The 16,896-nt window shown below is 73.2% G+C and carries 18 protein-coding genes and 2 pseudogenes; 9 read left to right on the forward strand and 11 right to left on the reverse strand.

Going from position 1 to position 16,896, the window contains the following annotated elements:
• Positions 1–27: 27 nt before the first annotated feature.
• Both ACFCLZ_RS03920 and ACFCLZ_RS03925 read right to left on the reverse strand, forming a co-directional pair.
• Positions 28–927: a Gfo/Idh/MocA family protein gene (locus tag ACFCLZ_RS03920; RefSeq protein WP_380283227.1), complete on the reverse strand. Its 900-nt coding sequence runs from the start codon at positions 925–927 to the stop codon at positions 28–30.
• Positions 928–1,081: 154 nt separating this feature from the next.
• Positions 1,082–1,777 (reverse strand): DedA family protein, encoded by a 696-nt coding sequence (locus ACFCLZ_RS03925; protein ID WP_380286064.1) that lies wholly within the window; start codon positions 1,775–1,777, stop codon positions 1,082–1,084.
• Between the two features lie 422 nt (positions 1,778–2,199).
• Here ACFCLZ_RS03925 and ACFCLZ_RS03930 point away from each other — a divergent pair, with 422 nt between their 5' ends.
• Positions 2,200–3,999 carry a hypothetical protein gene (locus ACFCLZ_RS03930; protein WP_380283228.1) on the forward strand — a complete coding sequence of 600 codons (1,800 nt, stop codon included), beginning with the start codon at positions 2,200–2,202 and terminating at the stop codon, positions 3,997–3,999.
• 81 nt (positions 4,000–4,080) lie between these two features.
• Positions 4,081–4,413, forward strand: a complete 333-nt coding sequence (locus ACFCLZ_RS03935; protein WP_380283229.1) for a hypothetical protein — start codon at positions 4,081–4,083, stop codon at positions 4,411–4,413.
• A gap of 428 nt (positions 4,414–4,841) precedes the next feature.
• On the opposite strand, the gene ACFCLZ_RS03940 is transcribed toward ACFCLZ_RS03935, so the two are convergent.
• From ACFCLZ_RS03940 to ACFCLZ_RS03950, 3 genes are all read right to left on the reverse strand, one after another.
• Positions 4,842–5,861: a GNAT family N-acetyltransferase gene (locus tag ACFCLZ_RS03940; protein WP_380283230.1), complete on the reverse strand. Its 1,020-nt coding sequence runs from the start codon at positions 5,859–5,861 to the stop codon at positions 4,842–4,844.
• Positions 5,854–7,119, reverse strand: coding sequence for a YcaO-like family protein (locus tag ACFCLZ_RS03945; RefSeq protein WP_380283231.1), 1,266 nt, complete (start codon positions 7,117–7,119; stop codon positions 5,854–5,856). The genes ACFCLZ_RS03940 and ACFCLZ_RS03945 overlap by 8 nt, the downstream gene beginning before the upstream one ends.
• 94 nt (positions 7,120–7,213) lie before the next feature.
• Positions 7,214–7,348 (reverse strand): hypothetical protein, encoded by a 135-nt coding sequence (locus tag ACFCLZ_RS03950; protein WP_380283232.1) that lies wholly within the window; start codon positions 7,346–7,348, stop codon positions 7,214–7,216.
• Positions 7,349–7,506: 158 nt separating this feature from the next.
• Here ACFCLZ_RS03950 and ACFCLZ_RS03955 point away from each other — a divergent pair, with 158 nt between their 5' ends.
• Positions 7,507–8,472 (forward strand): AraC family transcriptional regulator, encoded by a 966-nt coding sequence (locus ACFCLZ_RS03955; RefSeq protein ID WP_380283233.1) that lies wholly within the window; start codon positions 7,507–7,509, stop codon positions 8,470–8,472.
• On the opposite strand, the gene ACFCLZ_RS03960 is transcribed toward ACFCLZ_RS03955, so the two are convergent.
• Complete coding sequence (locus ACFCLZ_RS03960) at positions 8,445–9,380, reverse strand: LysR family transcriptional regulator (protein ID WP_380283234.1); 936 nt, start codon at positions 9,378–9,380, stop codon at positions 8,445–8,447. The genes ACFCLZ_RS03955 and ACFCLZ_RS03960 overlap by 28 nt on opposite strands.
• A gap of 204 nt (positions 9,381–9,584) precedes the next feature.
• On the opposite strand from ACFCLZ_RS03960, the gene ACFCLZ_RS03965 reads away from it, so the two are divergent.
• Both ACFCLZ_RS03965 and ACFCLZ_RS03970 read left to right on the forward strand, forming a co-directional pair.
• Entirely contained in the window at positions 9,585–10,850 is a 1,266-nt protein-coding gene (locus ACFCLZ_RS03965) for an FAD-dependent monooxygenase (protein WP_380283235.1), read from the forward strand.
• 116 nt (positions 10,851–10,966) lie between these two features.
• The gene (locus ACFCLZ_RS03970) at positions 10,967–11,386 is read left to right on the forward strand and encodes a nuclear transport factor 2 family protein (RefSeq protein ID WP_380283236.1); all 420 of its coding nucleotides are present in this window, start codon (positions 10,967–10,969) and stop codon (positions 11,384–11,386) included.
• 39 nt (positions 11,387–11,425) lie between these two features.
• Here ACFCLZ_RS03970 and ACFCLZ_RS03975 read toward each other — a convergent pair.
• A pseudogene (locus tag ACFCLZ_RS03975) lies at positions 11,426–11,934 on the reverse strand (SDR family NAD(P)-dependent oxidoreductase); the annotation flags it as partial.
• A 282-nt stretch (positions 11,935–12,216) separates the two neighbouring features.
• On the opposite strand from ACFCLZ_RS03975, the gene ACFCLZ_RS03980 reads away from it, so the two are divergent.
• Together ACFCLZ_RS03980 and ACFCLZ_RS03985 are read left to right on the forward strand one after the other, a co-directional pair.
• Positions 12,217–12,561, forward strand: a complete 345-nt coding sequence (locus ACFCLZ_RS03980) for a hypothetical protein (RefSeq protein WP_380283237.1) — start codon at positions 12,217–12,219, stop codon at positions 12,559–12,561.
• Between the two features lie 109 nt (positions 12,562–12,670).
• On the forward strand, positions 12,671–12,802 hold the full coding sequence (locus tag ACFCLZ_RS03985) for a hypothetical protein (RefSeq protein WP_380283238.1): 132 nt from the start codon (positions 12,671–12,673) through the stop codon (positions 12,800–12,802).
• Between the two features lie 204 nt (positions 12,803–13,006).
• Here ACFCLZ_RS03985 and ACFCLZ_RS03990 read toward each other — a convergent pair whose 3' ends face one another.
• Positions 13,007–13,522 carry a cupin domain-containing protein gene (locus tag ACFCLZ_RS03990; RefSeq protein ID WP_380283240.1) on the reverse strand — a complete coding sequence of 172 codons (516 nt, stop codon included), beginning with the start codon at positions 13,520–13,522 and terminating at the stop codon, positions 13,007–13,009.
• 217 nt (positions 13,523–13,739) lie between these two features.
• Here ACFCLZ_RS03990 and ACFCLZ_RS03995 point away from each other — a divergent pair, with 217 nt between their 5' ends.
• Complete coding sequence (locus ACFCLZ_RS03995; RefSeq protein ID WP_380283242.1) at positions 13,740–14,282, forward strand: TetR/AcrR family transcriptional regulator; 543 nt, start codon at positions 13,740–13,742, stop codon at positions 14,280–14,282.
• Between the two features lie 394 nt (positions 14,283–14,676).
• On the opposite strand, the gene ACFCLZ_RS04000 is transcribed toward ACFCLZ_RS03995, so the two are convergent.
• Together ACFCLZ_RS04000 and ACFCLZ_RS04005 are read right to left on the reverse strand one after the other, a co-directional pair.
• Positions 14,677–15,363 (reverse strand): alpha/beta fold hydrolase, encoded by a 687-nt coding sequence (locus ACFCLZ_RS04000; RefSeq protein ID WP_380283243.1) that lies wholly within the window; start codon positions 15,361–15,363, stop codon positions 14,677–14,679.
• Between the two features lie 408 nt (positions 15,364–15,771).
• Positions 15,772–16,323: an alpha/beta fold hydrolase gene (locus tag ACFCLZ_RS04005; protein ID WP_380283244.1), complete on the reverse strand. Its 552-nt coding sequence runs from the start codon at positions 16,321–16,323 to the stop codon at positions 15,772–15,774.
• Here ACFCLZ_RS04005 and ACFCLZ_RS04010 point away from each other — a divergent pair.
• Positions 16,264–16,563 carry a helix-turn-helix transcriptional regulator gene (locus tag ACFCLZ_RS04010; RefSeq protein WP_380286065.1) on the forward strand — a complete coding sequence of 100 codons (300 nt, stop codon included), beginning with the start codon at positions 16,264–16,266 and terminating at the stop codon, positions 16,561–16,563. The genes ACFCLZ_RS04005 and ACFCLZ_RS04010 overlap by 60 nt on opposite strands.
• 26 nt (positions 16,564–16,589) lie before the next feature.
• Here ACFCLZ_RS04010 and ACFCLZ_RS04015 read toward each other — a convergent pair.
• Positions 16,590–16,844 (reverse strand): annotated as a pseudogene (locus ACFCLZ_RS04015) (hypothetical protein); the annotation flags it as partial.
• Between the last annotated feature and the right edge of the window lie 52 nt (positions 16,845–16,896).

Below are 16,896 nucleotides of genomic sequence, written 5' to 3' on the forward strand. Positions count from 1 at the left end.
TGGACGGTGGTCGGACCTCGCCGATGGTCAGACCTCGACGGTGGCGCCGGTGGCCAGCGAGCGCTCGGCGGCGGCCAGGATCTCGACGGTGCGCAGGCCGAAGGCGGCCGAGCAGGGGTGCGGCTCACCGGTGCGGGCGGCGGTCACCAGGGCGTCCAGCGCCCGGTGGAAGGCCGCGACCGGCCCCTCCCCGCGCTCGGGGAGGTGGACGGTGCCGGACTCGCCGCGCAGCTCCATGCCGGTCCCGCCGCCGGCGACCGGGGCGGTCAGGCTCAGCGCGAGGGTGCTGGAGGCACCGCCGACGTGGCGCAGCACGAGGTGGACGGTGTCCAGCGGGCCGGCCACGGCGGTGACGGCGGTGGCGTCGCCGATGACCGGGAGCAGCACCGAGAGCGCGTGCGGGCCGACGTCCCAGAGCGCGCCCTTCTCCCTGCGCCACGCCGCAGCCGCGTACGGGCTGGTGGAGCCGGGGACGAACACCGAGCCGAACCAGTCCGAGCGGCCGGTGAACCAGCCGCCGACGGCCGCCTGCTCCTCGATCCACGGCAGTTGGTCGCCGCCGAAGCGGAGGGTGAAGAAGACCACCGAGGCGACGCGGTGCGCCTCGGCCGCCTCGACCACCCGGCGGGCGTCGGGGACGGTGAACGCCACCGGCTTGTCGAGCAGCAGGTGGCAGCCGGCCTCGGCGGCGCGCACCGCGAGGTCGGCCTGCACGGTCGGGGGCAGGGCGATGGTGACGGCGTCGACCTCGGAGAGCAGCCGGCCGAGGTCGGTGTGGCCGGGGACGCCGTGCCGCCCGCCGAGCGCCTCGGCCGCCTCGGGGCGCCGGCCCCAGACGCCCGCGAACTCGACGCCGGGGTGCTCCGCCAGGACGGGCGCGTGCACCAGCTCCGCCCAGGGGCCGGTGCCCAGGAGTCCGATCCGCATGCTCTTCCCACTTCTTCGTCGTGCGTGTTTCGGTGTCGGTTCACGCCGACGCCGCTGCCGGGAGGACGTCCGGGCAGCGGCGGGCGTGACGGTCCGGGGGACCGGGCCGGGGTGGACCGGGGCAGCGGGCCGGGTCCGGCCCGGTCCCGCGCGGTCAGTCCGCGGCGGGCGCGGTGATCGTCGGGCCGGTGGCCGCCTCGGTCTGCGCCGCCTCGGTCTGCGCCGCCGCGTCCTCGGCCTCCTGGGCCTTGGCCGCCTTGGCCGCCCGGCGCTTCATCAGCCACGCCGAGAGGGCGCCGCCGGCCGCGGCGACGAGCAGGCCGATCCAGGAGAACTTCGACAGCCACTGCTCGGCGACCTTGCCGACCTGGTAGACCAGCAGGGTGGTGCCGCCGGCCCAGACGATGCCGCCGAGGACGTTGGCGATCAGGAACTTCCAGTACGGCATCTTCAGCGCGCCGGCGAGCGGCCCGGCGAAGATGCGCAGCAGGGCGATGAAGCGGCCGAAGAAGACCGCCCACATGCCCCACTTCTGGAAGGAGCGCTCGGCGGTGGCCAGGTGGCTGGGGCCGAAGTGCTTGGGGAACTTCCGTCCGAGCTTCTCGAAGAGCGGCTTGCCGCCCTTGCGGCCGATCGAGTAGCCGATCGAGTCACCGATGATCGCGCCGAGGATCGCGCAGACGGCCACCCAGAGCGGGCTGACCACACCGCGGGCGGAGAGCAGGGCGGCGGAGACCAGGGCGATCTCCCCGGGGAGCGGGATACCCAGCGACTCCAGTCCGATGATCAGTGCGACCAGGGCGTACACCGCGCCCGGTGGTACGCCTTCGATCCAGGCGTCGATGTGCAGCAAGGCCAGTACCTCCGTGGCAGGACGGGACCCGCGGCGGCCCCGGCCGGGGTCCGATCCGGTCCCCGGCCGTCCGCACGCCGTCCCGACGTCGTCCGATTGGCGGCACCAGGCCGCTCCCCGAAGGTGCAGCCTAACGTGCCGGGCGGCCTGTCCCCCCGGCCGATCACCCCTGCTTAGGACGTCCGGAGCCGTCCGGCGGTTCCGGGGACCGGCCCTCGGTCCGCCGTCGACGGGCAGGCCTTCCGGTCGCCCGCGAACCGTGCGGCCCCCGGCGGTCGTATGGACTGATCAACGACATATTCCGTTGTGTGATACAAGGGTGGCCGCCGTGGACCGCGCCGCGGACCGGTGTGCCCGCAGGCACCCGGGACCGGGAGGAGCAGGGCGCGGACCGGGCCCACAGGGAGGAAGAAGGACCGATGCAACAGTTGACAGCGCCCGCCGAACCGGAGCAGCGGGGCGGTGACTCCGCCGCCGCCCCGGCGACCGGGCGCGGCGAGCGGGTGGCCCGCCGCTTCGAGGAGCTCCGAGGGCGCCGGTGGTTCTGGCCGGCCGCCCTCGGCGCCGGCTACGTCGCGGAGGTGCTCTTCCGGCTCGTGCTGGCCCGCGGCCTGACCTTCCCGTCGGTCCACCCGGACGAGGAGTCCTACCTGGTCCTGGCGCGCGTGCTGGCCGGCCGGGGCTCCACCGAGATGCCCGTCGGCGTGGTCATCCCCGGCGGGTACGCCCTGCTGATCTCCCCGGCGCTGCGGATCGCCGACGACCCGGCGACGGCCTACCGGCTGGTCATGGGGATCAACGCCCTGGTCAGCGCGCTGGTCCTGCCGCTCGGCTACATCGCGCTGCGCCGCCTCGGGCTGGAACGCCCGCTGGCCTACCTGTTCGGCGCCGCGACCGCGCTGCTGCCGCCAGTGGTCTTCTACTCCCACCACGCCATGACGGACGCGCTGCTGCCGGCGCTGATCCTGGCCTGGCTGCTCTGCCTGCACGGCTGGCTGCTCGACGGCCCGCTGCGCCGCCGGGTGTGGTACGCCGTCGGCGCGGGCGCCTCCGCCGGGTACGCGATGGCCACCCACGACCGCGGCGGGGTGGTGGTGGCCCTCACCGCCCTCGTGTTCCTCGGGGTCCTGGTGTTCCGGCTCGCCCCGTGGCGCAGCACCGTGGCCGGTCTGGGCGCGCTCGCCGTGGCGGTGGCCGGCGCGGAGGCGCTGGCGGCGTGGCTGCACGCGCAGTTCACCGTCGAGAACAGCGACACCGGCGGGTACCTGTGGCGGGGCCTCACCGATCCGGAGGCCGCCCAGCGGACCCTGACCAGGACCACCGGCCAGATCTGGAGCTTCATCGTCTCCACCTGGGGCATCGGCGGCCTGGCCGTCGTCGTCTGCCTGGTGGCCGTCTTCCGGCGCCGGTTCGCCCTCGCGGACCGGATCGTCGGCGGGACGATGGTGGCCCTGCTGGTCGGCACCGCCCTGGCCGCCGCCGCGGCGCTGCCCGACGACGGCCGCGTCGACGACTGGGTCTACGCCCGCTACACCTCCTACCTCGTGCCGGCGGCGTTCGTGACGGGCGTCGCCGTGCTCTGCCGGTGCGGTCGGCGCGCCCTCGCGAAGGCGACGGTGGCGGCGGCCGTGCTGACGGTGGTCCTCGCCGAGGCGGTCATCCTGTCCGCGGGCAGCAAGCTGCACAGCGACCGCTTCGTGATCTGGGGGGCGCCGGACATCTCGTTCCTGGCCAGTGAGTGGAACAAGCTCGCCATGGGGCGGACGACCGCGGCCGCGCTGATCGTGCTGACCGCGGTGGTGCTGATGCTGATCGCCGGCGGCCGGCGGGTGCTCTGGGCGGCCGGCGTCGCCCTCACCGCGTTCGCCGCGTTCGCGACCGCCACGATCACCGACCAGGTCACCCAGCCGCACCACAAGCAGCGGGTGTCGACGGCGAGCGGCTTCACCCACGCCGCCGGGCTGAAGGCGCACGACAGCGTGGTGTTCACCTGGGACGTCGACTGGCCGTTCCGCAGCACCCAGGCGTTCCAGGTCTACCTGGGCCGGGTCTGGTACCGCGACCCGCGCTGGCAGCCGCTCCCCGCGGAGGCGACGGCGCTGGTCACCCCGGTGCCCGCCGAGGGCCGGCCGGAGGACTACTGGCCCGGCCACCCGGCCGAGTGGTACGTCGAGCGGACGGACCCCGCGAAGAAGTGGGTGCTCTGGCGCAAGCGCTGAGCCGCCCCTGCTGGTGAACGCCGGCGCCCCCGGAGCCCTCGGCTCCGGGGGCGCCGGCGTTCCCGGCTACGGCCGCCCGGTGTGATCGTGCGCCGCGAAGCGCAGCGCGATCACCGACGGGCGGAACCTGACCCGGGCCGCGACCGGCAGCGGCGCGCGGACGATCCCCGGCGCGCGGAGGACGCCCGTGAGTACAGCCGGCGGCTCAGCTACAACGTGCGCGCCACGAAGGCGCGGGCCATCGTCGCCAACAGCACCGGCCGCTACCAGGACGCGCTGGCGGCGGCGCGCGAAGCGGGCCGGGGAAGCCGGCCGCTGGAAGTGGGCGGAGCGACCTGGGCGCTGCCGGAGTTCATCGAGGCCGCCGCCCGCACGGAGGCACCCGACGAGGCGGCGGACGCTCTGCGACCCTGAGCCTGACCGAAGTGACCGGCCCGAGCGGCACGTACTGGGCCCTGGGCATCGAAGCCCGTGCCCGAGCCCTCGTGGGCCGCACCGACGACGAACTGCCCGCCGAGGCCCAACGCGATCTGGCCGGACCGGATCCCGCCCTCCCCCGTCACCGCCGTCACGGTGCCCGGCAACCGCCACCTGACGAGCAGCGGTGCGCCGGGGCCGGCGGCCGCTCCCCTGTTCGGTGCTCCTCGGGGACGAAAGCGGTGATGGCGTCGACCTCGTCCGCGCCGAGGCGGATGTGTGCCGCAGCTGGGTTCTGCTTCAGGTGCCGGACGCGAGGTGGGTGATGCCCGTGGCGCTGCGGAGCCGGTCGGCGCCGATGCTGGACGGGCCGATGCGGCGGATGAGGCCTTCGTTCCCGGCACCGAGCCCGGCCGGCGGCCTGGTCAGGGCGGCGGAGCGGCGTGGGGCCGGATGGCGACGCTCCTGCGGTCGGTGCCGCCGGTGAGGTCCAGCACGTGCCCGGTCCAGGTGCGGAAGGTCCGCGCGCCGAGGCGTTCGTAGAAGCCTCCGGTGGCCATGGCGTTGGTGGAATCGACGTCCATGACGGCCCACCGGTAGCCGCGCTCCTTCGCGCGGGCGAGCGTGTGGGTGAACACGGCCCGGTACAGGCCCCGCCCGTGCAGGTCGGGGCGGGTCCCGGCGTTGGCGAGGTACAGCTCGCGTTCCCGTCCCGCGTCGGCGAGTTCGGTGGACAGCAGGTAGCAGAGGAGCTCCCGGCCGTCGGCGGAGAGCAGCAGGAAGGAGGACTCGGGGCGGAAGTACGGGCTTCCGGTCACCGAGTGGCGCCACGTCACGGGCGTCATCGGGACACTGCCCGGATTGCGGGCGAAGATCTCGTTGCGGGCCGCCAGCAGCATCGCGTCGTGGTGGTCCTCGAACGGCACCAGGACGGTCCCCGGCGGCAGCACCGGTCCGGCCGCCGGCACGTGCTCGGCCAGGTCGAGCCGCATGCCCCGGTAGCTGCGGACCCGCCGGTAGCCCGCGGCGTCGAGCGCCTCGGCGAGCCAGCGCTGGTGGCCGTGCGTCCGGACGTGGAGTTCCAGCGCGGTGCCGCCGAAGCTCGCCCGGTGGCGGCGGGCCGCGGTGCGGCGGCACCGGGCGAGCAGGTCCGTCATGGTGCCGGCCGTCCGGTGGGCGGGATGCACCGCGAGGTCCAGGGTCATCTCGTGGACGGGGTCCGCGTGTTCACGCGTCCGGGTGACCGCGTACGCCACCGGCTCCGATCCGGCCCAGGCCGATGCCGTGCCGGCTGCCAGGTCGATGCCCGGGGCCGCCCAGCTGTCGAGGACGTCCTGTTCACCGCGCTGGTCACCGGTGCGGTCCGCCCGTTCGCAGGCGGCCAGCAGCCCTGCCACCCGGGATGCGTCGCCGTGGGCGAGGGGCCGCCACAGTGGCTCACTCACCGCGGGCCGCCGCGAGTCCGCGCTCGCCGGGCACCACCACCTGGCCGTCGGTGACCAGCATGAACCTCTCCAGGCCGGGCACCAGCACGTTGACCACGGCGAGGTCCGGCGTGACGTGGTGGTCGCGCCGGTAGACCGCGAAGCCGTGGTCCGCCAACAGCGCGAGAAGCTGGTCGAGGTGTCCGCCCGGGGTGGCGGGCACCGCGGTCGGCTCGAAGGGCCGGACCTCGGCCGTGGCCAGGGCGGCGCTGAAGTCGGACAGGTAGCAGGCGCGCAGCCCCGGATAGGGTCCGGTGTCGTCGCGCTGTTCGGGCAGCAGGTGCGCGTACTGCTCGCGCAGTCCCATGGTGCTGTGCAACTGGACGAGTTCGCTCACCGCGCGGGAGATCGCGTACTCGCGGGACAGCGACGCCCCCCAGCCGCAGATCCGCGCGGGCTGCCCCGGGGGTGCGCTCTGGTGGGCCGCGTACGCCGGCACGCCCAGGTCGGTGGTCATGTCGATCAGGTGCACCGGCCGGCCGGTGCGGGCGCCGGCGAAGCCGAGGAGCGCGGCGGGGCCCGGGGGCAGCGTCGCCGGGTCGACCACGCCGATCCGGCGCGCAGGCTCGCACAGGAAGCTGCCGATCAGCAGCATGGACAGCGCGTCCCGCTCGATCAGTTCGTTGATCGCGTGCACCGCGGCCTCGACCGGATCGACCCCGGCGGCCCAGCCGTTGTTGACCGAGTAGCGACCCACCGACCGGTAGTCGTAGGTGTCGCCGGCCTGCCGACGCAGGTCCTCCCCCTCCGCGCGCAGGTACTCGGGCATGGAGAGGAAGAGCGGGACGTCGACGTCCGGGCCGCCGTCGAGCGAGCGGTAGGGCAGACAGCCCAGCGGCCGGTCGGGCGCCTGGGCGAGCAGCGCGGCGGCGACGTCCCGCCCGAGCGGGCCACCGGCGACGCGGTGGGCGGATGCCAACCGGATCTCGGAGGCGGCGAGTCCCTCCACCCCGCTGAGCTGGTGCTCCAGTGCCTCGAACAGCGCCCCCGCACGGGCCTCCGCCCGGCTGCCCTTGCCCAGCCCCAGCCCGGTGCGCAGCGGTACGCCGCCGCGCAGCAGGACGCACCGCCACGTCCCGGGGTCGCCGTCGAGGACGGGCGCCAGATCGGCCTCCAGCCCCAGGGCGGCGATCGCGGACACGGCCCTCGCGGACGCCTGCTGCGGAGTGAGGCTGCGTTCCCCGGACTGGGGAGGTGCGGTGTGCGTGGTGGTGGTCACGGCCGTCCTGTCTGCTGAGCGGGGCGCGGTCCGCGACGGCCGGCGTACGACCGTCGCGGACCGGCACCCCTGGGCCTGCTGGCTCCGGGCTGCGTCAGCCCTCGTCGGTGGGCTCGCCCGGTTCGGCCTGGGCGCCGCCCGTCAGGAGCTCGGCGATGACCCTCTGCTCGGCCGCCGAGAGGACGACCTCGTCCGGGTGGAACTTGTCGCGGTCCTGGAATCCGCCCATGGGAACTACCTCCTGGAACTCGTCGGCCGGCCACCGGGCGGTGGCCGGGCCCGGGCCGCGCGGCACGGAGTACGCACACGACCCGCCACTCATCGTGACGAGTCGACAACGCCATGTGAATGCTTGCCCGTCCGCGCAACTTGCGCGAGAGTCCGCACATGGATGCACCACCGTCCGCACCCGCCCCCGGCACCACCCGGGGGGACCCCTTCAGCGAGACCCTCGAACTCACCGGCGTACGCTGCGCCCTGTCGCGCGGCCTCACGGCCGCCGGCGCTTGGGCCCTGGCCTTCCCGGCGCCGGGCCGACTCAAGATCCAGGCCGTGCTGCGGGGCACCGTCTGGCTGACGGTGCAGGGCGCCGGGCCACCCCTACGCCTCGAAGCGGGCGAACTGGCCGTCCTGGCCGGCGACCGCCCGTACGCTCTCGCGAGCGACCCGGCGGTGCCCGCGATCGACGCGCTGCCCCTGCTCAGGGCCTCGACCGCGCCCTTCTTCCACGCCGGGGAGGCCGGCCGGGACATCGTCACCATCGGCGGTCACCTGGAACTCGACACGACCGCCAAGGACCTGCTGCTCGGCGCGCTCCCGCCCGTACTGCACGTCGGCGCCGGGGCGGCCGAAGCCCCCACCGCCTGCTGGCTCATGGACCAGACGCTGCGCGAACTGTCCTCCGACCGCCCCGGCGCCTCCTTCGCCGCCGACCACCTCGCCCCCCTGCTCCTCGTCCAGGTCCTGCGCGCCTTCCTCACCGATGCGCACGCCTGCCCCTGCCCGACGGGCTGGCTGCGCGCCCTCGCGGACGAGCGCATCGCGCCCGCCCTGCACCTCATGCACGGCGACCCCGCCCGCCCCTGGACACTCGCCGAACTGGCCCGGGCCGTGGCGATGTCCCGCACCAGCTTCGCCAAGCGCTTCAAGGACGTGGCGGGTGTCCCGCCGCTGGCCTACCTCCGCCGCTGGCGGATGCACCGGGCCGAACACGCCCTTCGCCGCGCGGACACGCCGCTGTCGGTCATCGCCTCCTCTCTCGGATACGGCTCCGAGAGCGCCTTCAGCAATGCCTTCAAACGCACCACGGGCCTGTCCCCCCGCCGCTACCGGGAGACGGTCCGCTCCGCTTGAACCGCCGAACCACCCGCGCGCGCCGGGCGGTCGGACAGTTCCGTCCACAGGTCGAGGAAGGCCCGCAACGGCGCGCACGGCCGGGTGCCCGCCCGCCACACGAACACCTTCCGCAACCGGATGGCGGGCTCCAGCGGCACGACGAGGAAACGCCGGTCGGCGGCGAGGACCGGACTCGCCTGGGAGGTCAGGGCGATGCCGATCCGCTCGGCGACGAGCGCGAGTTGGAGGGCGACGTCGTTCGTCGCACAGGCGATGTCCAGCCGCAGCCCCTCCGCGGCGAAGGCCTGGCGGATGAACGCGTGCACTCCGCTGTCGGGGCCGTAGCTGATGACCGGGCTCCGGACCGCCTCGTCAAGGGTCATCGGCCGGTTCGCGGACCGGCTTCCGGCGGGGAGGACGGCGACGATCCGGTCCTCCAGGAGCACGCGCGAGGCGACGGCGGCGGGTTCGCCGTCCGGCGGTCCCGCGACCACGGCCGCGTCGATCTCCCCGTCGCGGACCTTCGCCAGCAGAGAGGGGCTCGACGCCCCGACGAGGCTCACCGAGACCCGCGGATACCGGCGGTGGTACTCCCCCAGCAGCCGGGGGATGTCGGTCCCCTCCAGGCCGCCGACGGTCCCCAGCGCGAACGAGCCGCCGAGCAGACCGGACCGGTCGGCGAACTCCAGCAGAGCCGACGCGGCCGCCGCCAGACAGGCGCGGGCGTGCGGCAGCAGGGCGGCGCCGCCGGAGGTGAGGACCACCTGCCGGGGCAGCCGTTCGAACAGGGGCTCCCCCAGCTCCTTCTCCAGGGCCTGGATCTGCTGGCTGATCGCGGGCTGCACGACATGACAGCGGGCCGCCGCCTTCGTGAACGACCGCTCCTCCGCCACCGCGACGAAGTACTCAAGCGTACGGAGCTCCATGGCCGACAAGCTATCAACTGCGAAGCCGAGGACCCGGGTTGCAACGGATCCCAACCGACCGGGCGCCGGTGCGCCCCCTGCGCGATCAGCGATCGTGACGGCTGCCATCACCACTGCGTATTGGACGCGCGAGGCCGGGACACCGAGGCTGGTGACAGGGTGCCGACCGGACCCGTGGCCCCGGCGAAGGGCGAGGACAGACAGATGAGAGTGACCGTCGTCGGCGGCGGCATCGCCGGGTTGAGCTGCGCCCTGAGCCTGCACGCGGCGGGCTTCGCGCCACGGGTGTACGAGGCGGCGCGGACGATCGAGGCGGTCGGCGTCGGGATCAACCTGCTGCCGCACGCCGTCCGGGAACTCTCCGAACTCGGCCTGGGCGGCGAACTGGCCTCCGTCGCACTGCCCCCGCACCGGCTCAGCTACCGCGACCGGGCGGGCGAGGCGGTCTGGGAGGAGCCGCTGGGCCGCGCGGCCGGGTACCGCTGGCCGCAGTACTCCGTGCACCGCGGCCGTCTGCAGATGCTGCTGCTGGCGGCGGTACGCGAGCGGCTGGGGCCCGACTCGGTCCGTACCGGCCTGCTGTTCCAGAGGTTCGAACAGAGCGCGGGCGGCGTGCGCGCCCACTTCCTGGACCGGTCGAGCGCTCTGCCCGTGCTCGACGACGCCGACGTGCTGGTCGGTGCGGACGGCATCGACTCCGTGGTCCGCGGCCGGCTCTACCCGGACGAGGGCCTTCCGCTCCGGAACGGCGTCCACATGTGGCGTGGAGTCGCGCGGCACCCGCACGTCCTCGACGGCCGGTCGATCGTGGTGGCCGGAGGAACCCCCGGCGCGAAGTTCGTCGCCTACCCCATCGAGGACCCCGCGACCGCGGGCGCCGATGCCCTGGTGAACTGGGTGCTGGAGGTGCGGCACCGGCCGACCGCCCAGCCTCCGGGCGGCCCCGGCCGCCGCGTCACTACGGCGGAGGCCCGAGCCGGGCTGGCCTCGTGGAACCTGCCGTGGATCGACCTCGCCGCGCTCGCCGACGACTCCTCGGCGATCTACGAGTACCCGATGACCGACCGCGACCCCCTGCCGCGCTGGAGCTTCGGACGGGTCACCCTCCTCGGCGACGCCGCGCATCCGATGTTCCCCATGGGCATGAACGGCGGCTCGCAGTCCGTCGTCGACAGCCGGGTACTGGCCTGGTGCCTCGCCCGGGACGACGACGCCGAGGCCGCGCTCCGCCGCTACGACCGGATGCGTCGGCCGACCGTCAACGCGATCGTGCTGGCCAACCGGGACCTGGGACCGGAGAAGACCATCGCGCTGGCCGAGGAACACGGCGGGGCGCTGCCCGCCGCAGCGGCCGAACGGATCGCGACCAGCTACAAGCAGCTGGCCGGCGCCACCGTGCCCCAGGTCAACACCCACCCGTCCTGGACGGTCCCCGCCATCGCCGCTGCCCGGGAGCGACTCCGCGGGTGAGAGCGGCACTCGCGGCAAGGCGCCCTTTCGCAACGTGAAGATTAGAGTGGATGCACGAAGGCGTCGATCCTCGCGTCTGCTCGTCACCGTGCGTGACACGCATCAGGGAGCCCGCGATGGCACCGGAGAACGAGAAGATCATTCGCGGCGCCTACCGGGTCGCCGAGGAGCAGGACGTCGCCGGCTGGATCGCGGCGTTCACGCAGGACGGAACCTTCACGGACATGTCGGTTCCGGTCACCTACCGCGGCGCGAACGAGCTCGGCAGGACTGTCGAGGTCTACGCGAGGGCGTTCCCCGACATGCACCGGGAACTCGAACGGTTCTACGTCACCGGTGACGTGGTGATCGTGCAGCTGCGCCTGCAGGGCACCCACCTCGGCCCGCTGGAACTGCCCGCCGGCACCGTCCCGCCGACCGGCAGACGCATGGACGCCCCGTGCTGCGACGTGTTCGAGCTGGTCGGCGGCAAGATCAAGCGCTTCGACTGCTACGCGGAGGGCTCCGTCATCGCCGCCCAGCTCGGCCTGGCCTGAACGTCAAGACGCGCCGAGCAGTCGCTCCGACAGCGTCCACAGGTGACGGGCGCCCGCGGGGTCGGCGGCCCAGCGGCGGGTGGCCTCGACCGCGAACAGGATGTTGGCGGTCTTGGACTGGCCGTAGGCGAGCCAGGGGTCGTAGCGGTGGAACGCGAAGTGCACGTCGCCCCACACGATCGGCGACCGGTGGTGGGCGGTGGAGCTGACGACGACGATGCGGGCGGCGGCGCCGTCGGCGGCGAGCGCGTCGTGCAGGCCGGTGGTGAGGGCGGTGACGGACGCGGGATCGGTGAGGTCCAGGTGGGTGACCTGGACGTCCTGGTTGCCGGTCGCCTCCGTGATGTCCTTGGCGACGCGCTCACCGGCGGCCACGTCGCGGACGGCCAGGGTGACGGCGGCTCCCGTGCCGCCGGGGCGCGGGCCGTTTCCGCGCCGAGGCCGGAGGAGGCGCCGGTGACCATCGCACGCCGGCCGGTGAGGTCGATGCCCTGCGCGACCTGCGCGGCCGTGCTGGCGAACCCGTAGCGTGTGGCGATCCGGGCCATGGGTGGACTCCTCTTGCTGATGGGTGAGTTGGGGCCGTGCGACAGCCTTCTCAGGGGGTGAGCAGGAGGTCCTGTTCCACCGGTGGCGTGCCGCCGTGCCAGTGGAGATGCGGCCGGGTGTCGCCGCGTTGATCTTCGCGTGCTGCCACCGGGGCTGCGGGCGAAGGCGTGAAGGATGGCGGCCAGGGCCTCAGCCGAGCGGTCATGTTCGATCAGCATGTCGGCCAGGTCGAAGTGGGCCCGGCGGCCGGTGGGGCTCGGCGTGTACGGGAGGATCGCTTCATGACCACCCTTGTCCCGCCTCCAGGGCCCGACCGGCACCGGGCGATCGTCGGCGAAGTGGCCCTCCTGTGGGCCGCACACCACCCCGGGCCGTTCCCCGACGTGCCGTTCGACGACAGACACGATCTGGCGTACCTGGATTTCACCATGGCCGGCTGCGTCATGACCTACCTCAGGAACGGTGGCGTTCTCGGCCCGGGCCACGCCGAGGTTCTCCGGGACTGCCTCCCGGAGCTCCGTGCGGCCGTAGCGCTGCTGGCGCGTTCGGCGGAGTACCGGGAGGGACTCAGGGTCTTCAGGGGCTTGCTTGCGATGGCCGAACTGATCCTCGCCGACGGGGCGTAAGCCGGTCGCCGTCCGGATCCTCACTCATCAGGTCAGAGTCGAAGAAGTTCCCGACGTCGTCCCACGGCAGATCCGGCAGGCCCGGCGGACCAGGGGGTTGCGGCGGATCGTGGCGCGCCATCAGGCAGAGCTGTTCTTCCCGCTGCTGTCCCCGCAGGCGCTCGGCCTGCTGGTCGCCACCGGACCACCGGACAGCGCCCGGCGAACGACCTCGCCTGCGGGGCCGGGCCGACCCAAGTAGTGGGAACCCAGTCATCACCAGTGGGAGTGCGGCACGATCGTCGAGACCTCCCTGGTGTTCCAGACCTCGCTGCGCCTCGACCCACCTGCCGGACCGGGGCCGGGGCGTCCCCGACCACTACGCCGTCGCCGCCCACGCCGTCGACGAACGGCTACGAGAGGCTACGAGAGGCCGCCACCAGGGCGAACCTTGCCTGATGCGGCCCTAGCTGGGGTCGGGGAGGATCTCCGTGGCGTAGCGCTCCATCAGCTCCGTGGGGGGCTCCCCGATGCTGAGCTCGCGGATGGGTGGCGCCACTCCCGGCTTGGCCGGCGTGGCGCCGGCGAGGAGCAGTTCCTCCATGCCGCCCGGGGTGAAGAAGAAGATCATCTTGGCCGCGTGGTAGCCGCGGTTGCGGAAGCGGTGGCGGGTGCCGCGCGGGACGAAGAAGAAGCCGCCGGCTTCGGCGGTCACGGTTTCATCGCCGTTGAGGAACTCCAGCTTCCCGGAGATCACGTAGAACGCCTCGTCGTGATCGTTGTGGACATGCGGCGCGGGTCCGCCTTCGGGCGGCACCGTCGCCTCCAGGAAGGTCAGCGCCCCGTTGGTCTCCCGACCGCCGACCTTGAGGGTGTAGGTGTCGGCGAACACCCAGGCGGTCTCCCCCTCCCCGGAGGGCACGTAGATCGCACCCCTCTTCGTGTACCGGGGGTCCGTCACATGGGGATCGATCAGGCTCATGGCCTCTCCTTCGCTGCCGACGGAGTATATTAACGATCGTTATTAAACTATTCCGCGCCCGCGGGGACGTGTCAACAGCGCCGCCGATAGGCTGAGCGAAGGCCCCGCTCTCCGCCGGGGCCGCCGGGACGCCGTTGGGCGGGAGAAGGGACAGGGACGGGTCATGCCGGGCGGTCGACCTCGCAGCTACGACCCCGATCGGGCACTGGAGGCGGCCATGCTGACCTTCTGGACCCAGGGCTACGAGGGTGCCGCCATGTCCCACCTCACGGCGGCCATGGAGATGAGCGCCCCCAGCATCTACACGGCGTTCGGGGACAAGGAGGCCCTCTTCCGCAAGGCCGTCGAGCGCTACATGGCCGGCCCCGGGGCCTACCTCCAGGCCGCCCTCGACCAGCCGACGGCCGAGGCCCTGGCACGAACCCTCCTGCACTCCGCGGTGGAGGCGGTCGCCGGTGACCGCACCCCGCACGGTTGCCTGGTCGTGCAGGGCGCCCTCGCCGTGAGCCCTCGTTCCGCCTCTGTGCGGGAATACCTGACCCAGCTCCGGGAGGACGGCGTGACGAGCCTGGCCGACCGGCTGAGGTCCTACTCCGGCGCCGACGGCCTGCCTCCCGGCTCCGACCCCTCGGCCCTCGCACGGCTCCTGGTCACGCTCGTCCAAGGACTCGCCGTCCAGGCCGCCTCGGGCGTGCCGCGCGAAGCGCTCCACACCGTCGCCGACCAGATGATCACGTGCTGGCCGCGCAGGGCGGATTGACCCGGGCCAGGACGTCCAAGGCCCCGCTCGCGGGCGCGTCGGCCGAAGGACTCATCAGCAGCTGCCCTTCCCCGGTCCTTCGTCACTCGCGTGCTCCGCGCTCCTGGAAATCTCAGCGGCGTGCCGCGCGGTGGCAGGAGAGCCGGGTGTCGGTGAGCCTACGGACGGCGTAGCCACCGCATTTGCTGCACCAGTGGTCGTCGAGGTCGTCTCGGCCGAGGAAGTCTGCGGGGGCAGGAAGTCGTCGTCGTCCGCGAGGCCGCGCTCGTCGGAGTGACGGCACAGGGGCGAGTGGCCCTTGTCCTGGATCCGCGGGTTGGCGTTCGTGGTGCAGATCTGGACGTCCGTGAGGATGCCGAGCGGGATGCCGCTTCACACCGCTTCGGCGAGGGCTCTACGCCTCGAGGGTCTTCGCGGCGTCGCGGATGACGTCGAGAACGAGGTCGGGGTGCGAGAGCATCGGCACGTGGCTGCTGTCGACGGCGTAGGTCTTGGCGCCCATGCGCTCGGCGGCGGCCCGCTCCAGGTCCGGGTTCACGGTGCGGTCGTTGTTCGCGACGATGTACCAACTCGGCTTCGTGCGCCAAGCGGTGCCGGGAACCTGCTGGTCGAACAGGTCGGGGACCGGCACGGCACCCGTCGCGAGGACGAGCTTCTGCTCGGCTTCCGGCAGATCGCCGCAGAAGTCGCCGACACCCGACTCGAGGAGCCAGATACGGCCGTCGGCGACGTCGATGTGCTCGAAGACGGGTGTGCGGGCGTACTTGTCCTGCTGGTCCTGCGAGGTCTCCTCCTCGCTGGGGGCGAGCGCGGCGATGTAGACCAGGGCGCCTACGCGGTCGTGGGTGCCGGCCTTGGTGATCAGGGTGCCGCCGTAGGAGTGGCCGACGAGCACGACCGGGCCGGGGACGTGATCGATGGAGCGGGTCACGCATGCGACGTCGCCCTCGAGGGAGTCGAGGCCGTGCTGCGAAGCGGAGACCTGGTGGCCCTCTGCCTGGAGCGCGGGGATGAGCTTGTTGAAGCACGACCCGTCGGCCCAGAGTCCGTGGGCGAAAACGATGCTGGCCCTGCTGGCCATGATCTTCCTCTTTCGTGGGCATCAAGCCATGACGGCGAGAACTTCACTGAGTACCGACCCTATTACTCTTCGCAGCGAGCCGCGACTGCCGACTCGGCGGTCCTGGGGGCGAGCGCGCTGTTCCCCGCCGCGGCCCGGGTGCGGGCATAGGGACTGCTCGACCTCGTCCACCTGGCGGAGCGGCTCTCGCGAACGCCCCCGGACGGCGGCGCCGATCGCAGCAGGTGACAAACGGCCTCGACCGCAGGCCGCCGGTGGCATCGCTCTCGGCAGGCCGAGGTCGGCCGGGGCCGGTGTCCGAGATCGGCCGACGCGCCGGCCCGTCACCTCGGGAGCGTGGCGGTGGCCGAACGGGACGCCGAAGGCCCGGGGCCGCCGATGAGCGAACGGCCCCGGCCCGCGGCCGTGTCAGCCGACCGCCCGGGCGGCGTCGTGTATCAGGTCGGCAACAACGCCGGGGTGGCTGAGCATCACGACGTGCGAGGAGGTCGGCACTTCGACGACCTCTCGGGCGTTGGGGCGGGCGTACATCCAGCGCTCACACGCGGGCGGGATCGCCTTGTCCCGGCCGGCGACCAGGCCCCAGACCGGGATCGTCCGCCAAGCCGCGGCCGTCGTAGGGTAGGTGAACGAGTCGGCGTCGAACGGCCGTTGCGTGGCCTGGAGGATCCGGAAGTCGGCCTTGGAGAGGTCCGCGGCAAAGGCTGCCTGGCCGTCCTTGCCCAGGTGGAACTCGGTCCCGGTCGTGCCGTCGGCCTTGGTGTACGGCACCGGTACGCTCACCGGGAGGACCTCGCTCCCGGGGAACTGCGCGCCTGCGGCGCCCCGGTACCCGGCGTCGGCGACCGCGGGCCGCTGACGCCGCAGCAGTGGGAGATCGCCAGCCTCGCCGCCCTGGGACTGTCCAACAAGCAGATCGGCGCCAAGCTCTACCTCTCCCCCCGCACCGTTTCCACCCACCTCTACCAGGTCTTTCCCAAACTCGGCATCACCAGCCGGGCTCCCTGCGCGACGCGCTGGAGGGAGTGGAACGTCCGCTGCGCTGACCGCCAACGGACGGATGCGCCCGATCAACCGCTCTTCGACGCAGGAGCGCCGGCACAGGCCGGGATGCTCGGCCGCCGTCGGTGCCGCTCCGCACCTTCAGCAGCCCCTCCGCCGCCGCGATCTCCTCCACGGCGGAGCCGACCTGGCTGGTGACACCGGTAGGCGTACCGGGAGATCTGGTCCCAGGCGTTCTCCGGGTACTGCTGCCGCTCGGGGAGCCCCTGGTACACCGGCCGGTTGCCACCCTGGATGTCCCGGGTGACGCCGTAGACGTCCCAGAGGCGCGCGGCCCCCGAGGTGAACTGGATCATGAACATCAGCGAGCTGGCGACGTTCTGCTGGGCGGCGCCGTACGGGTAGCCCGTGCTCGCGAGGTTGTCGATCGAGGCCGTGAGGTCGTTCCACCCGATCAGCGGCGGCGTTCGCAAGTGCATCCGGCCCAGGGCAGTGGCTGGGTGGACGTCAAAGTACAGGGCAGGGTGCCTC

Source organism: Kitasatospora purpeofusca, assembly GCF_042691725.1.
In the GTDB taxonomy this organism is placed as follows: Bacteria; Actinomycetota; Actinomycetes; order Streptomycetales; family Streptomycetaceae; genus Kitasatospora; species Kitasatospora purpeofusca_B.

Excerpts from the sequence above, each read along its gene's own strand:
- ACFCLZ_RS04000 (WP_380283243.1), bottom strand. The coding sequence starts at position 15,363 with ATGGCCAGCAGGGCCAGCATCGTTTTCGCCCACGGACTCTGGGCCGAC.
- ACFCLZ_RS03970 (WP_380283236.1), top strand. The coding sequence starts at position 10,967 with ATGGCACCGGAGAACGAGAAGATCATTCGCGGCGCCTACCGGGTCGCC.
- ACFCLZ_RS03995 (WP_380283242.1), top strand. The coding sequence starts at position 13,740 with ATGCTGACCTTCTGGACCCAGGGCTACGAGGGTGCCGCCATGTCCCAC.
- ACFCLZ_RS03930 (WP_380283228.1), top strand. The coding sequence starts at position 2,200 with ATGCAACAGTTGACAGCGCCCGCCGAACCGGAGCAGCGGGGCGGTGAC.
- ACFCLZ_RS03950 (WP_380283232.1), bottom strand. The coding sequence starts at position 7,348 with ATGGGCGGATTCCAGGACCGCGACAAGTTCCACCCGGACGAGGTCGTC.
- ACFCLZ_RS03960 (WP_380283234.1), bottom strand. The coding sequence starts at position 9,380 with ATGGAGCTCCGTACGCTTGAGTACTTCGTCGCGGTGGCGGAGGAGCGG.
- ACFCLZ_RS03965 (WP_380283235.1), top strand. The coding sequence starts at position 9,585 with ATGAGAGTGACCGTCGTCGGCGGCGGCATCGCCGGGTTGAGCTGCGCC.
- ACFCLZ_RS03920 (WP_380283227.1), bottom strand. The coding sequence starts at position 927 with ATGCGGATCGGACTCCTGGGCACCGGCCCCTGGGCGGAGCTGGTGCAC.
- ACFCLZ_RS03990 (WP_380283240.1), bottom strand. The coding sequence starts at position 13,522 with ATGAGCCTGATCGATCCCCATGTGACGGACCCCCGGTACACGAAGAGG.
- ACFCLZ_RS03980 (WP_380283237.1), top strand. The coding sequence starts at position 12,217 with ATGACCACCCTTGTCCCGCCTCCAGGGCCCGACCGGCACCGGGCGATC.
- ACFCLZ_RS03955 (WP_380283233.1), top strand. The coding sequence starts at position 7,507 with ATGGATGCACCACCGTCCGCACCCGCCCCCGGCACCACCCGGGGGGAC.